The sequence below is a fragment of the Pseudoxanthomonas sp. X-1 genome, assembly GCF_020042665.1.
Taxonomy (GTDB): domain Bacteria; phylum Pseudomonadota; class Gammaproteobacteria; order Xanthomonadales; family Xanthomonadaceae; genus Pseudoxanthomonas_A; species Pseudoxanthomonas_A spadix_A.
The window spans coordinates 1,039,936-1,053,696 of record NZ_CP083376.1 but is presented as its reverse complement, the minus strand read 5'-3'; the positions used below and the strand labels follow the sequence as shown (position 1 = coordinate 1,053,696).

The following is a 13,761-nucleotide window of genomic DNA, read 5'->3' as shown; positions in this document are numbered from 1 at the left end:
GGCTCATTCTGCATCGCGGTAGATCGTCAGCCCCTTGAGCGAGCGCCGCGGCGCCGGGAAGCACAGGCTGGCCAGGTAGCCGATGACGATGCTCAGCAGGATCGAGATGGCCAGGTAGAAGTACGGATGGACCAGGTCGAACCACCAGGCCACGAAGGTGAGCACGATGCTGCAGCCGATGCCAATCGCCACGCCCGGCGAGTTGGCCCGGCGCGTGAACATGCCCAGCGTGTACGAGCCGGCGAAGCCGCCGCCCAGCAGTCCGGCCAGCTCGATGGACACATCGAACAGCGAGTGGATGTCGTAGCGCGACATCAGCAGCGCCAGGCCGATGCCCACCAGGCCCACCACCACCGTGGTGATCTCGGCGAACAGCACGCTGCGGCGCTGATCGGGCGCCTTGACCAGCCGCTCGTAGAAGTCCACCGAGACCAGCGTGGCGACCGAGTTCATGATCGAGGACAGCGTGGCCATGGCGGCGGCGAAGATGCCGGCCACGATCAGCCCGGTCACCCCGGTCGGCAGTTCGGCGGCGATGAACAACGGGAAGGTGGCATCGATGGGCAGCGTCGGGTTGAGCCGCTCCGGATGCGCCTTGTAGTAGACGAACAGCGCGGTGCCGATGGAGTAGAACACCAGCCCGCCGGGGATCATGATCGCGGCGAAGGCCCAGATCGAGCGCCCCGCCTCCTTGTCCGACGGCGTGGACAGGGTGCGCTGCATCAGCACCTGATCCTTCGGGAAGGTCAGCACCACGTCGAACAGCACCAGGAAGATGAAGCCCCAGACCGTCGCCTTGGTCAGGTCGAAGCTGAAATCGAAGGTCTTCACCTTCTGGTTGGCCATGGCCACGTCCCAGAACTCCGGCGCCCCGCCCGGGATGTGCCAGATGATGAAGCCGATGGCGAAGATCGCCCCGCCCATCTTGACGATGACCTGGACCACGTCGGTCCAGATCACCGCCTTCATGCCGCCCATGGCGGTGTAGATGATGGTGAACACCCCCATCAGCACCACGCTTAGGGCCACGCTGATGCCGGTGATGGTAGCGATGGCCAGCGCCGGCAGGAACAGGATCACGCTCATCCGCGCGCCGACCTGCATGGCGATGCACAGCGCGCTGGCCAGCATGCGGATCGCCGGGTGGAAGCGCGTCTCCAGATAGGAGAACACCGACATCAGGTTGAGCCGCCGCAGCAGCGGCACGATCCATACCGCCACGAACATCAGCCCGACCACCGCGATCAGGTTGTTGGTCATGTACTGCCAGTTGGTCTCGAACGCCTTGGCCGGGATGGCGATGAAACTGATCGAACTGGTGTTGGTCGCGTACAGGCTGATGCCCGCGGCCCAGAACGGGATCGAGCGGCCGCCGACGAAGAAGTCCGAGGTCGACTGCCGCCGCTCGCGCAGATAGAAGTAGCCGCCGATGCCGATGACCAGGGCCAGGTAGAACACGATCACCGCCCAGTCCTGCCACTTGAGCAGGTACTTGCCCGATTCGATCGCGGCGGCTTCGATGCGGCCTGAGGCATCGACCCAGGCCAGGCCGCTGCCCAGCCTGGCGGCCTGGACCGCGCGGTCCGCGCTCGGCAGAGACATCCGGTTCCAGGCTTGGGTGATGGTGTGGAAGGTGCGCAGATCGGGCTGGCCCTGCACCAGGAACATCAGATGCGCCTGGCCCAGCGGCTGCGCCGAGCCCGGCACGAGGGCGCCGGGCAAGGCGCCCAGCGACTGCCAGCCGGCGTCGGAGGACCAGGAGAACAGCGTCGGCGCCGTCGGCTGGCCCGCGACCAGATACAGCCTGGAACCGCGCGCCATCAGCCCCTGCACGGGTCCGCCGCCGGGCCACGCAGGCAGTCGATGCCAACCGCCGTCGTCCTCCTGGAGCACGTGCGGCTGGCTGGAGGCGTCGAGCCCGGCCAGGGTCAGCAGCCCGTTCTCGAAGGTCACGCGTGCGCTGCGCAGCGCGACGGGCGGGGGCGGAAGCGGTGCGGCCTCCACGAGCGCGTCGTGGGTCAGTCGCGCCACGGTCAGCGTCAGGTCGCCGTTCGCCGCGGCCGAGAGCAGCCAGACCCGGTTCCCGTCGCTGGCGAGGCCTTGCACCCGCGCCGCCTCGATCGGCAGGGACCAGCGCAGCGGGCGCCACCCCTTGGCGCCTGCCTCGCGTCGCCACGCCTGGCCGGCCTGCAGCGCCAGCAGCGAATCGCCGGCCGCCTCCAGCCGGGCCTCTTTCGCTGCGGGCAGCGGCGGGAGGTGCGCGGCGGACAGGCCGACCAGATTGGACGCGGCGGCCGGAAGCGACACGCACAGCAGCCAGAGCAGGACCAGCGCGACAGACCGGATGGCGCGCCTGCCGGGCCGCGATTGAGGAAGGCGCGGGCTCATCCTGAGGCCTCCGCTTCGCTGCGGGCCGCGGCCACCAGCGCCCGGGCCCTGGCCAGGTAAGGAGCGTCCACCATGCGTCCATCGACGAGGAAGGCGCCATGCCCGCGCGCCTGTGCCGCGGCCGCGGCCTCGACCACGCGCTGCGCATGCGCCAGCGCCTCCTGGTCCAGCGAGAAGACCTGATGCGCCAGGGCGACCTGGCGCGGATGGATGCAGCTCTTGCCACTGAAGCCCAGCGCGCGGGCCAGCGTGGCCTCGGCCAGGAAGCCCGCCTCGTCGGCGACATCGGGCCAGGCCCCGTCGTACGCGGCGATGCCGGCCCGCGCCGCGGCCATACGCACGGCGAACATCGCCGCATGGACATTGGCCGGCGTCCTGGCGATGGCGAACGGCGCGAACAGATCGCCCAGCCCCAGCTGCAGCCCGGCCACCCGCGGATGCGCGGCGGCCAGCGCCGCGGCATTGGCCAACCCGCCCGGCGTCTCGATGTTGACCAGCAGGCCGATCGGCGCTGTGACGCCGTTGGCCTGTTCGGCCGCGGCCAGACGCTCGGCGACGGCGCTGACGGTCTGGGCATGCTCGAGCTTGGGCACGTTGATCATCGCGACGCCGGCGATCGCCAGCGCCTGCAGGTCCTGGGAGAAGTACGGCGAATCGTAGGCGTTGATCCGCACGATGATGCACTTGCCCGCCGCCTGCGCCGGCGTCAGCCCGCGCAGATACGCCGCCAGGCCCTCCCGCGCCTGGTCCTTGCCTTCCACCGGCACGGCATCCTCCAGATCGAAGGAGACCGCATCGGCCTGGCCCGCCATTGCCTTGGCGAACAGCTCCGGGCGCCCCCCCGGCACGAACAGCTTGCTCCGCATCCCGGGCACATTCCCTACCAGACGACCATGCACGAGTCTGCTGGACGCCCCCCGCCCGAGCAGCCGCCCCGGCCTTTGTTCAGAAGAAAGGGTTTGTAGCGGGAAGTTGTGCGGTGAGCACAGGATCGTCAGGCAAGCACCACCATCGGCACGACGCCATCATTCAGGCATATTGCCCTTAGCGGCTGGTGGCGACCGGACTGGCCGAGCCGCCGACGCCGTAGCGCTTCCTCAAAGATGGTGTTCCGGCAATGTGATTAGGGCTGGCGGAACAGGTGATGTCGGCATCGATACGTTGAACAACCCGGCCTACACACTATTGGTTCAGGCCGAATCTGCTTCACGGGGTCGGTTCAATTCAGGCGCCAAGCGCTAAAGGGGAGATTGCAAGTGACTCGATACTCGTTGATTGCACTGCTTCTGGTCGCCAGCACGGCCGCCGGCGCCGCGCGATTTGTTCCACCGCCCGCCCCGCGCATCATCGAGGGGACCCCGGTTACGGTGGAGCGAGAGATCCTCGGCCAGGATCAGATCATCCATATTCCCAGATCGTCTCCGGCCGACTTCCGCCAGGTGGTTGGCGACTACGTGGTTGGGATTGACTGTTCGGGCGCTCATCCATTGAAGGCGCAGCTCAGCCCAAGGACGTCGCCCTTTGGCTCCGTCAACGAAGAGCTCATCTTCATCTCCCTCGCGGAGGGGCAGGACGCCAACTGCGTTCTGACAGTTCTGGATCGCTCAAGCCATCCATGGCAACGCATCTTCCATGGCCCCATCGGTTCGATCCCGAAGATCGCGGATTAGCGCCCAGCAGTCTTCCAAGCGCCCGGCTCTGCAGCGCCGTTTAGCGCTCGCCCATGGGAAGACGGTCAGGCCTTCAGCTGAGCGACCGCATCGAGCGTGGCCACGTCCTCACGATCGAGCACTAGCTGCGCCGACTGCATGTTCTCGCGCAGGTGTTCCACCGAGGAGGTGCCCGGGATCAGCAGCAGATTGGGCGAGCGCTGCAGCAGCCAGGCCAGTGCCACCTGCATCGGCGTGGCGCCCAGCTTCTGCGCGACGGCGGACAGTGCCGAGACCTGCAGCGGGTTGAAGCCGCCGAGCGGGAAGAAGGGCACGTAGGCGATGCCGTCGCGCGCCAGGGAATCCACGAGCGCGTCATCGGCGCGGTGCACCAGGTTGTACTGGTTCTGCACGCAGACGATGCGGCAGAGCTTTCGGCCTTCGGCGACCTGCGTGGCGGTGACGTTGCTCAGGCCGATGTGGCGGATGAGCCCACGCTGCTGCAGCTCGGCCAGAACGGTGAGATAGGGCTCGATCGTACCTTCGGCCGGAGCCATCACGTCGAACATGCAGCGCAGGTTGACCACGTCCAGGACCTCGAGCCCGAGGTTGCGCAGGTTGTCGTGCACGGCGCTGGTGAGCTCGGCGGCGGACATCGCCGGCAACCACTCGCCGCCCGCGCCGCGCCGGGCACCAACCTTGGTCACGATCGTGAGCCCGTCGCGGTAGGGATGCAGGGCCTCGCGGATGATCTGGTTGGTGATGTGCGGGCCATAGAAGTCGCTGGTGTCGAGATGGTCGACGCCCAGTTCCACCGCATGGCGCAGCACGCGCACGGCCGCATCCCGATCCTTTGGCGGCCCGAAGGCGTGCGGGCCGGCCAGCTGCATGGCGCCATAGCCGAGGCGGGCCACGCTGCCGTCGCCTAGGGCGAACTCTTGCGGCGTGGTGGAAGGGATGGAAGAAGCGTTCATGGCGGCGCTCGTTTCGTCGGAGGTGGAGGAAAACTACGGCCGCCATGGCTGTGCGACAATCCATCACAAAGCGAACAGGTCGTCCGGATCAGCGAACAATGGCGAACGAGCTGGGTGATATGCAGGCCTTTGTCCTGGTGACGCGGGCCGCAGGATTCCGCGAGGCGGCCAGGGTGGCCGGGATCAGTGCGTCCAAGCTCAGCGATGCGGTCAAGCGTCTGGAAGCGCGGCTCGGGGTGCGCCTGCTCAACCGCACGACCCGCAGTGTCGGCCTGACCGACGCAGGCAAGGCGCTGCTGGCGCGCATCGAGCCCGCCCTGCGGGAGCTGGACACCGCGACCGACGCGATGAGCGGATTCAGGAGCACGCCCACCGGCACGCTGCGGCTCAACGTGCCGGTCAGCGCCGCGCGTCTGGTGCTGCCACGGATCCTGCCGCCCTTCATGGCGCGCTATCCCGATATCAGCGTGGAAGTGCTGACCCAGGAAAGCTTCGTCGACGTCATCGCCGCCGGATGCGATGCGGGGATCCGCTATGGCGAGCGCCTGCAGCAGGACATGATCGCGCTCCCGATCGGCCCGCGCGCGCAGCGCAGCGCCACCGCGGCCTCCCCCTCGTATCTGGACCGGCGCGGGCGCCCGGCCCATCCCCGCGACCTCTTCGACCACGACTGCATCCGCGGGCGCTTTCCCAGCGGCGTGGTGTCCGAATGGGAGTTCGAGCAGGGCGAGGACGTGATCACCATCGTCCCGCGCGGACAGCTGCTGGTGGAGCTCGGCGGAGGGGTCGACCTGGCGATCGAGGCGGCCGTGGCCGGCAATGGCATCGTCCATCTGTTCGAGGACTGGCTCCAGCCGCATCTGGCGTCCGGTGCGCTGGAGCCGGTGCTCAAGCCGTGGTGGCAGACATTCCAGGGCCCCTTCCTGTACTACCCCAACCGCGCACTGGTGCCGCCGCCGCTGCGGGCCTTCATCGAGTTCGTCAGGGCGCAGGGCGCGTAACGGCGTCCATCGAGCACGCGCCCCCGCATCTGCCCTTGACGACCATTGGCCTCTGACGGTGCTCGACCCAGAAGCCGGACACGCCGCGCGAACAGTCGCCGGTCACGATCGACACGCCCTGCCCCATCACCTGTCACCAGCAGGCCGATGTACACGCGCGCAGCAACGCAGCGAGACCTTCCCCATTTAGGACGGACCGGCAGGTTGCTGCTGCGTTGACCCGGGAGTGAGCAGATGGACGCAGGTCAGGCGCTCATGCCTTGCGCTTCGCGCCTTGTCCGGCCCCTGCTTCCGATCCACAGCAGACTTCAGGCCACCTCCGCACGCAGCCGGCGTCGCTCCCTGGCATAGCCGCTCGGCGGACGCCCGACGTAGCGGGCAAAGGCGGCACTGAAGGTGCTCGCCGACGAATAGCCCACGCGCTCGGCCACCTGCTCCATACCCACATCCTGGCGATCGAGCATGTCCTTGGCGATCGCCATCCGCCAGGCGACCAGGTACTCCATGGGCGGCAGGCCGACCGCCCGTGTGAAGCGCTGGAAATAGGCCGACCTGGACAGCGCGGCGACCTTGGCCAGCTGCTCGACCGTCCAGGCGCGGGCCGGGTCGCGGTGCATCTCGCGGATCGAGCGGGCCAGGCGCTCGTCCGCCAGGCCACGGAGCAGCCCCGCGGGCGCGCCATCGCCTGGCGCCGCGCGCAGGGCTTCGATCAGCAGCACCTCGACCAGCCGGGTCAGGATGAGGTCGCGCCCCGCCTTGGTCTGCATGGCTTCCTCGCGCACGAGCCGCACCAGCACGCCGAGTCGATCCTCGCCGCGGACGTGGATGACCGGTGGCAGCAGCGCCACCAGCAGGGCCGTGTCGGGCGAATCGAAGACGAAGTAGCCGCCCAGCATGCGCATGTCGGGCTCCCCCTCGAGGGCGCCATGGCGCAGCTCCAGGTCCTCGGTCGCGATGGCGGCGGGTTCGACCAGCTGCGGCTCGACGGGCGCGAAGCCGGACAGGACGAATCCCGGCGTCGCGGGCAGGAACACGAAGTCGCCTGCCTGCAGATGCAGGGCGTCGGCGCCATCGACCGTCAGCAGGCACGCGCCATCGGTCACCACACAGAAGCCCGGGTGCCCGAACGGCGCGTAGCGGACGCCCCAGCGGCCGGCGCCGGAAATGCGCTTGCCCATGACCCGCGCGGGCCTGAGCAGGGTGATCAGTTCGGCGAGGGGGTCGGTCATGGCAGGACTATAGCCAATGTTTCATGGACTCCCCAGCATCGTCAGTCCTGCGGCGCGGACCTAACGTGGTGGCACCTGACCACCACGGAGTTCCCCGCAATGAAGACCGTCCTGATCACCGGCAGTTCCTCCGGCTACGGGCTGGAAACCGCCCGTTACTTCCACGACCACGGCTGGCAGGTCGTGGCCACCATGCGCCGTCCGCGTTCCGACCTGCTGCCCGCGTCCGAACGCATCAGGCTGGTCGCGCTGGATGTCACCGACGCCGACAGCATCGCGCGCGCGGTCGCCGAGGCCGGCCCGATCGATGCGCTGGTCAACAACGCGGGCATCGGGGTCGTCGGCGCCTTCGAGGCCACGTCCATGCGCACGGTGCGCGAGGTGTTCGAAACCAACACCTTCGGCACGATGGCCATGGCGCAGGCGGTGATTCCGCAGATGCGCGCGCGCGGAGCCGGCACGATCGTGAACGTCACCTCGAGCGTCACCCTGGCCAGCATGCCGCTGGCCGCCGCCTACACAGGCAGCAAGACCGCGGTCGAAGGCTTCACCGGTTCGCTGGCGCACGAACTGGGCGCGTTCGGCATCCGGGTCAAGCTGGTCGAGCCCGGCTACGGACCGACCACGCGGTTCGCCGAGAACGGTGCCGGGCGCATGCACGGCCTCATTCCGGACGCCTATGCCGACTATGCGCGTCCGATCTTCGAGGCCTTCTCGCGCCCGCAGGCGACCACGCGCCCCAAGGAGGTCGCCGAGGCCGTCTGGCGGGCCGTGCACGATGGCTCGGACCAGCTCCATTTCCCCGCGGGCGCCGATGCCATCGCCCTGGCAGGACCGCGGTGATCGCCCTGGCAGGCAAGGCCCGGAAGGCGATCCGGCGCCAGGGATCCGCGCTCGGGAAACAAGGCAACCCGCGCCTGTTCCCGCGCCCCCCGGCGCCTCAACCGGCACCGGCAACCGTCATCCGCTCGATCAGCAGCGATCCCGTCCGGATCCGCCCGCGCGTGTCCACATCGCGGCCGACCGCGACGATGCCGGCGAACATCTCGCGCAGGTTGGAGGCGATGGTGATCTCGTCCACGGGATAGGCGATGGCGCCATGCTCGACCCAGAAGCCGGACACGCCGCGCGAATAGTCGCCGGTCACGATCGATACGCCCTGCCCCATCACCTGCGTCACCAGCAGGCCGGTGTGCATGCGGCGCAGCAGGCCATCGAGATCCTCCGGCCCATGCCGGACCTGCAGATTGCTGATACCGCCGGCGTTGCCGGTGCTGGCCATGCCCAGCTCCCGCGCCGAACGGCCGTCGAGGGCATAACGCTGCAGCCGGCCGCCCAGGACCAAGGCGTCGTCTGCCGCGGCGACACCTTCGGCATCGAAGTGGCGTGAACCGGCGCCGCGCGGCAGATGCGGGCGCTCGTGCAGGTCCATGAAAGCGGGCAATACCGGCTGCCCCAGGCCATCGGAGAGGAAGCTGGCCCGCTGGCAGAGCGCGGCGCCGCTCACCGCCTCCAGGAAGTGGCCGAACAGGCCGGCCGCGACGTCCGGGGCGAACAGCACCGGGCACTGGCGCGTCCCAAGCCGGCGCGCGCCCAGCCGCTGCACGGCATGCAGCGCCGCGCGCCGGCCGATCTCGGCCGGATCCTGCAGGTCCTGGTGCGAGCAGCGGCTGTCGTACCAGCTGCCCGTCTGCATGCCACGCGCGTCGCGGGTGATGAACGAGGCCCACAGCTGGTGGCGGGTCCGCCTGGCGGTGCCCAGGAAGCCGTTGGAATCGGCGCGCGCCGAACGTTCCGCACGCGTGCTGAGCTGCGCGCCGTTGGTGTTGGCGATCGGGGCATCGAAGTCGCGCCCTGCGGCTTCGGTCTGCCGGGCCAGCTCAATGGCCTGCTCGGCCTCAAGCGCCCAGGGATGCCACAGGTCCAGCGGCGGCCGCTGGCGCGGAGACGGGTCCGGATCGGCCAGTCCGCCGTGGACATCCGGCTCGGTCAGGCGCGCGAAGGCGCAGGCGCGCTCGGCCGCCTGGCGCAGGGAGGCGGCGCGCATGTCGCCCACGCTGACCACGCCCTTGCGGCCCGCGCGCCAGGCCGTCACGGTGGCGCTGACGTCCTGGCTGCGGATCAGGGTCTCCACCTGATCCCTGCGCACGCCCACCTCCAGGCCGCTGGCGGCATGCGCCACGACCTCGGCCTGGTCGGCGCCCAGGACGCGGCACGCGGCCACGGTCTGCTCGCACAGCGTGGCGAGCTCGAGCAGCTGCGGATCGTCCTGGTTCGCATCGGGAAGAACGCGCAGGTTCATGCGGCGGTCCCGCCCACGGTCATCGCGTCGATGCGCAGGGTGGGCTGGCCCACGCCGACCGGCACGCTCTGTCCGGCCTTGCCGCAGATGGCGATGCCGGCGTCCAGCCGCAGGTCGTTGCCGATCATCGATATCCGGCTCAGCACCTCGGCGCCGGCGCCGATCAGGGTCGCGCCCCGCACCGGCGCGACGATGCGCCCGTCCTCGACCAGATAGGCCTCGTTGGCGGAGAACACGAACTTGCCGCTGGTGATGTCGACCTGGCCGCCGGCGAAGTTCACCGCATACAGCCCGCGCCTGACCGAGCGCAGGATCTCCTCGGGCGCGTGCTCGCCTGGCAGCATGTAGGTGTTGGTCATGCGCGGCATCGGCAGGTGGGCATACGACTCGCGCCGGCCGTTGCCGGTGCGCGCCTTGCCCATCAGCCGGGCGCTCATGCGGTCGTGCAGATAGCCCTTGAGCATGCCGTCCTCGATCAGCGTGGTGCGCTGGGTCGGCGTGCCCTCGTCGTCCACCGAGAGCGAGCCACGCCGCTCGGCCAGCGTGCCGTCGTCGACGATGGTCACGCCCCTGGCCGCCACGCGCTGGCCCATGCGCTCGGAGAACACCGAGGTCTGCTTGCGGTTGAAGTCGCCCTCCAGGCCATGGCCCACGGCCTCGTGCAGCAGCACGCCCGGCCATCCGGGCCCCACCACGACGGTCATCTCACCGGCGGGCGCGGCGACCGATTCCAGATTGACCAGCGCGCGGCGCACCGCCTCGCGCGTGTGCTCGAGGGCGGCGCCGCCCTCGATCAGCGTCGCCAGGTCGTAGCGTCCGCCGCCGCCGGCGCTGCCCGATTCGCGGCGGCCCTGGTGTTCGGCGATCACCTGCACGTTGAGCCGCACCAGCGGCCGCATGTCGGCGACCAGGGTGCCGTCGGCGGCGACGATCAGGACGGTCTCGCAGCTGGCCATCAGGCTGGCGCTGACCCGCCTGATGCGCGGGTCCATGGCGCGCGCCGCCGCGTCGATCGTGCGCAGCAGCGCGACCTTCTGCTCCGCGGCCAGGCCATCGATGGGATCGATGGCCTCGTACAGCGGGGCCGGCGCGTTGCGGACCAGCGCATGCGCACGCCCCTGCCCGCTCGCCTGTGCGATGGCCCGGGCCGACCCGGCGGCCTCGAGCAGCGCCGGCAGCTCCATCGCATCGGTGTAGGCAAAGCCGGTCCTGTCGCCGCAGACCGCGCGCAGGCCGACGCCCTGCGCGCTGCTGTGGCGCGCCTGCTTGACGATGCCGTCCTCGAGCGACCAGGACTCGCTGCGCGTCTGCTGGAAGTAGAGGTCGGCCTCATCGGTGGACGGCGCCAGCAGCCGCGCGAAGACCCGGTCCAGCCCGTCCAGGGACAGGCAGGCCGGCGCCAGCAGGCGCTGCTCCGCCTGGGCTATCAAAGAAGACATGGGGATTCCCGGTTGGTGTGGAAGGCGCTCGCGCCGATGCCCGGTCGGGCGAAGCGGGCGACCGCATGCGCGCTCAGAACTTCTTGGTGACCTCGAAGCTCAGGCCGCGCCCGTAGACGTTGTAGAGCTGGGAGTTGAAGTACGGCGCGGAGGTCCAGTTGCGGTTCGGCGGCATCTTGTTGGCCAGGTTGGTGACCGCCAGCGACAGCGTGGCCTGGAACGGCAGCTGGTACTGCACCGAGCCATTGAACAGCAGCCAGGCGTCGTCGTAGCCCGGCGGGCCATACAGCGCCACCTGCGCCGCGGTCGGGCTCCAGCCCCAGGTGCGCACCGAGAAGTTGGGCGTCTTGCCGTAGCGCACGCCCCACAGGGTGAGCGACAGCGGTCCCTGCTCCCAGCCGATGGTGGCGTTGAGCATGCGCGGGAAGAAGCTGGCCTGCCCCTTGGGCTCGTCGATCACATCGACGACGGGCGACACCGAATCCAGCTGCGCCCGGTAGTCGACGATGCGACTGGCGTTGAGCTTGAAGTTCCAGCTGCCCAGGCGCTCGGTGGCCAGGCGATAGTTGGCCCCGCCCATCAGCAGCTTCATCTGCTTGTAGGCCACGTTGAAGTACCCGCTCTGCACGGCGGTGATCAGACCGTCGGCGCCGCGGCTGACCCGGGCCAGCGCGTCGGCGCAGCTGGGCAGGTAGGACGCCTGGCCGTTCTGGCGGCAGGCGGCCTCGTCGAAGAGGATGTTGGCCAGACTCAGCGCGCGCACCTCGTTGTGGATCTCGATGTCCATGAAGTCGGCGTTGAAGGTCAGGTTGCGCAGCGGCGCCCACACCAGGCCGATGCTCTTGGACTTGGAGGTGACCGGCTCCAGCGCCAGGTTGCCGCTGGTGTAGCTGGGCATGATGTAGCGGCACTGGGCACTGCTGCGCGACACGCCCAGCTGGTCGCAGCGATAGAAATCGTAGGTGTTCTGGTTGCCCTTGCTGGCGCCCGAATACAGGAAGGACATGTCCGGCGCGCGGAACGAGGTGCCCAGGCCGCCGCGCAGCAGCAGGCTTTCGAACGGCCGGAACTCCAGGCCCAGGCGCCAGGTCGGGCGGTTGCGGTCGTAGCCGGAGTAGCGATAGTCGTCGTAGCGGCCGGCCAGGGTCGCGGTCAGCATCGAGGCCACCGGCAGGTCCATCTGCACCGCGCCGCCCCAGCGATCGCGATCGCCGTGGCTGGCCTGGGTCGCGCCGCCGAACATCGCGCCGGAGCGGGACATGGCGTCGGGGCTGTCGTTCCAGCGCTCGTTGCCGCCTTCCAGCAGGATCGCCAGGCCCGCGTCGCCGCCGGGCAAGCCGAACAGGCGGGTGTTGTAGACCCGCGCGCTGACCTGCTGGGTCATGGTGTCGGCCTTGCGGGTCTGGTCGTAGTTGAAACCCAGATACTCCTGCGGCGTCAGCGGCACGAAGACCTGGCGCACATCGCGGTAGCGCTGGGCCAGGTAGGCATTCATCGTCGGCGTCACCGGCTGCAGCTGGTGCTGCTTGACCGCGTAGGCCGAGCGCGAATAGTAGGCGTCGTAGCGCCAGTCGCCATCGCCGAGATCGCCGCGCAGGCCACCGGTGACGTCGTATTGATGGGTCCGGTTGCGCCGGGCCGCGTTGCCGAATCCGCCGATCTCCTCCAGCGCGAACTCGCGCGAGATCAGGTAGTTCCTGCCGGAGGCCTGGTCGGTGACGTTCTGCCAGTACCAGGTCAGGCAGCAGTTGCTCTGCGTCTGGCCCAGGGCGTAGTTCAGGTCCGCATAGGCGGTCATGCGCTCGGAGACATCGTGCTGGAGCGAGAGATAGCCGGCCACCGTGCGCCGCGCCGCGTCGTAAGTGGAGACCGAGGCCGCGGTGTTGTCCGAGCCGCAGTACCTGGCCGCGCCGTTGGTCTTGTATTCCATCGTGCCGCCGAACAGGTCGGCCATCTGGGCGCAGCCCTGGGCGCCCGGATCGTAGTAGGACGTGGCCGAGGTGCGGGCGAAGGCATCGTCCTTGGCCGGCGTGTAGGCGGTGAGCCTGCGCTCGGTGCCCAGCAGCGGCGCGGCATGGTCGTACTGCAGCGCATAGGTCAGCGAGGTGGCGCTGCCCAGCGCGCTTCCGCCCACCAGCTGCAGCCGCTGGCTGGCGCCGCCGCCCTCGGTGTAGACGTTGGACTGGACGCTGACTTCCGTGCCTTCCACATCGCGGCGCAGGAGGATGTTGACCACGCCGGCCACCGCGTCGGCGCCATAGGTCGCCGACTGGCTGCCTGGCAGGATCTCGACGCGGTCGATCATCGCCATCGGGATGTTGCTCAGGTCGGCCAGCATGCCGCCGTCGGTGGTATTGGCCGCCATCGGGAAGTTGGCGAAGGGATGGCCGTTGATCAGGATCTTGGTATAGCTGGCGCCCAGGCCGAACAGGTTGACCGAGCGCGTGGCCTGCGTATTGCCCGAGCCGATCGGCGCGCCTTCGCGCAGGCCACCGCCGCCCAGGGTGGACGCGCGCAGCGCGGTGGCGACGTCCTTGAAGCCCTGCCTGACCATGTCCTGATGGGTGATGGTCACGGTGGGCACGAAGGTCTCCAGCTGGCTGCGCGGCAGCAGCGAGCCGGTGACGCTGACGCCGTCCAGCTGTCGCGGCTGGACCTGCTGGGTGGACGGGGTGGACGCCTGCGATTCGTCGGCATCGCCGGTCTGGGCATGCGCCGCGCTGGCAAGGCAGAGGGACACGGCGATGGCCAGTGCGCTCAGGGTGATCGTGTTCAACGA

General features: G+C 69.3%; 10 protein-coding genes. 3 read left to right on the top strand and 7 right to left on the bottom strand.

The genetic code is table 11. The annotated features are described in order from the left end of the window. Positions 1–3 precede the first annotated feature (3 nt). Together LAJ50_RS04695 and LAJ50_RS04690 are read right to left on the bottom strand one after the other, a co-directional pair. Positions 4–2,388 carry a sodium:solute symporter gene (locus LAJ50_RS04695; RefSeq protein WP_138654263.1) on the bottom strand — a complete coding sequence of 795 codons (2,385 nt, stop codon included), beginning with the start codon at positions 2,386–2,388 and terminating at the stop codon, positions 4–6. Continuing rightward, the gene (locus LAJ50_RS04690; protein WP_138654265.1) at positions 2,385–3,254 is read right to left on the bottom strand and encodes a CoA ester lyase; all 870 of its coding nucleotides are present in this window, start codon (positions 3,252–3,254) and stop codon (positions 2,385–2,387) included. Before LAJ50_RS04690 ends, LAJ50_RS04695 begins: the two co-directional genes overlap by 4 nt. A 405-nt stretch (positions 3,255–3,659) precedes the next feature. Here LAJ50_RS04690 and LAJ50_RS04685 point away from each other — a divergent pair, with 405 nt between their 5' ends. Beyond that, a complete protein-coding gene (locus LAJ50_RS04685; protein WP_138654267.1) occupies positions 3,660–4,058 on the top strand; it encodes a hypothetical protein in 399 nt (132 codons plus the stop codon). A gap of 65 nt (positions 4,059–4,123) precedes the next feature. Here the strand turns inward: LAJ50_RS04685 and LAJ50_RS04680 are convergent, their stop codons facing one another. Next, positions 4,124–5,011 carry an aldo/keto reductase family oxidoreductase gene (locus LAJ50_RS04680; RefSeq protein WP_138654269.1) on the bottom strand — a complete coding sequence of 296 codons (888 nt, stop codon included), beginning with the start codon at positions 5,009–5,011 and terminating at the stop codon, positions 4,124–4,126. Positions 5,012–5,130: 119 nt separating this feature from the next. Here LAJ50_RS04680 and LAJ50_RS04675 point away from each other — a divergent pair, with 119 nt between their 5' ends. Next, a complete protein-coding gene (locus tag LAJ50_RS04675; protein WP_130550764.1) occupies positions 5,131–6,012 on the top strand; it encodes a LysR family transcriptional regulator in 882 nt (293 codons plus the stop codon). A 308-nt stretch (positions 6,013–6,320) separates the two neighbouring features. On the opposite strand, the gene LAJ50_RS04670 is transcribed toward LAJ50_RS04675, so the two are convergent. Beyond that, a complete protein-coding gene (locus tag LAJ50_RS04670) occupies positions 6,321–7,241 on the bottom strand; it encodes an AraC family transcriptional regulator (RefSeq protein ID WP_130550763.1) in 921 nt (306 codons plus the stop codon). A gap of 99 nt (positions 7,242–7,340) precedes the next feature. On the opposite strand from LAJ50_RS04670, the gene LAJ50_RS04665 reads away from it, so the two are divergent. Further along, on the top strand, positions 7,341–8,084 hold the full coding sequence (locus LAJ50_RS04665) for an SDR family oxidoreductase (RefSeq protein ID WP_130550762.1): 744 nt from the start codon (positions 7,341–7,343) through the stop codon (positions 8,082–8,084). A gap of 97 nt (positions 8,085–8,181) precedes the next feature. On the opposite strand, the gene LAJ50_RS04660 is transcribed toward LAJ50_RS04665, so the two are convergent. The 3 genes from LAJ50_RS04660 to LAJ50_RS04650 all read right to left on the bottom strand — a co-directional run bounded on the left by LAJ50_RS04660 (position 8,182) and on the right by LAJ50_RS04650 (position 13,758). Continuing rightward, complete coding sequence (locus tag LAJ50_RS04660) at positions 8,182–9,543, bottom strand: metallopeptidase TldD-related protein (protein ID WP_130550761.1); 1,362 nt, start codon at positions 9,541–9,543, stop codon at positions 8,182–8,184. Next, positions 9,540–10,982 (bottom strand): metalloprotease TldD, encoded by a 1,443-nt coding sequence (tldD, locus tag LAJ50_RS04655; protein WP_130550760.1) that lies wholly within the window; start codon positions 10,980–10,982, stop codon positions 9,540–9,542. Before tldD ends, LAJ50_RS04660 begins: the two co-directional genes overlap by 4 nt. Before the next feature lie 73 nt (positions 10,983–11,055). Further along, positions 11,056–13,758: a TonB-dependent receptor gene (locus LAJ50_RS04650; protein WP_138654271.1), complete on the bottom strand. Its 2,703-nt coding sequence runs from the start codon at positions 13,756–13,758 to the stop codon at positions 11,056–11,058. Positions 13,759–13,761: the final 3 nt, after the last annotated feature.

What these genes read in the sequence shown, in the direction of transcription:
- LAJ50_RS04695 (WP_138654263.1), bottom strand. Translation starts at nt 2,388, where the DNA reads ATGAGCCCGCGCCTTCCTCAATCGCGGCCCGGCAGGCGCGCCATCCGG.
- LAJ50_RS04690 (WP_138654265.1), bottom strand. Translation starts at nt 3,254, where the DNA reads ATGCGGAGCAAGCTGTTCGTGCCGGGGGGGCGCCCGGAGCTGTTCGCC.
- LAJ50_RS04680 (WP_138654269.1), bottom strand. Translation starts at nt 5,011, where the DNA reads ATGAACGCTTCTTCCATCCCTTCCACCACGCCGCAAGAGTTCGCCCTA.
- LAJ50_RS04675 (WP_130550764.1), top strand. Translation starts at nt 5,131, where the DNA reads ATGCAGGCCTTTGTCCTGGTGACGCGGGCCGCAGGATTCCGCGAGGCG.
- LAJ50_RS04670 (WP_130550763.1), bottom strand. Translation starts at nt 7,241, where the DNA reads ATGACCGACCCCCTCGCCGAACTGATCACCCTGCTCAGGCCCGCGCGG.
- LAJ50_RS04665 (WP_130550762.1), top strand. Translation starts at nt 7,341, where the DNA reads ATGAAGACCGTCCTGATCACCGGCAGTTCCTCCGGCTACGGGCTGGAA.
- LAJ50_RS04660 (WP_130550761.1), bottom strand. Translation starts at nt 9,543, where the DNA reads ATGAACCTGCGCGTTCTTCCCGATGCGAACCAGGACGATCCGCAGCTG.
- tldD (WP_130550760.1), bottom strand. Translation starts at nt 10,982, where the DNA reads ATGTCTTCTTTGATAGCCCAGGCGGAGCAGCGCCTGCTGGCGCCGGCC.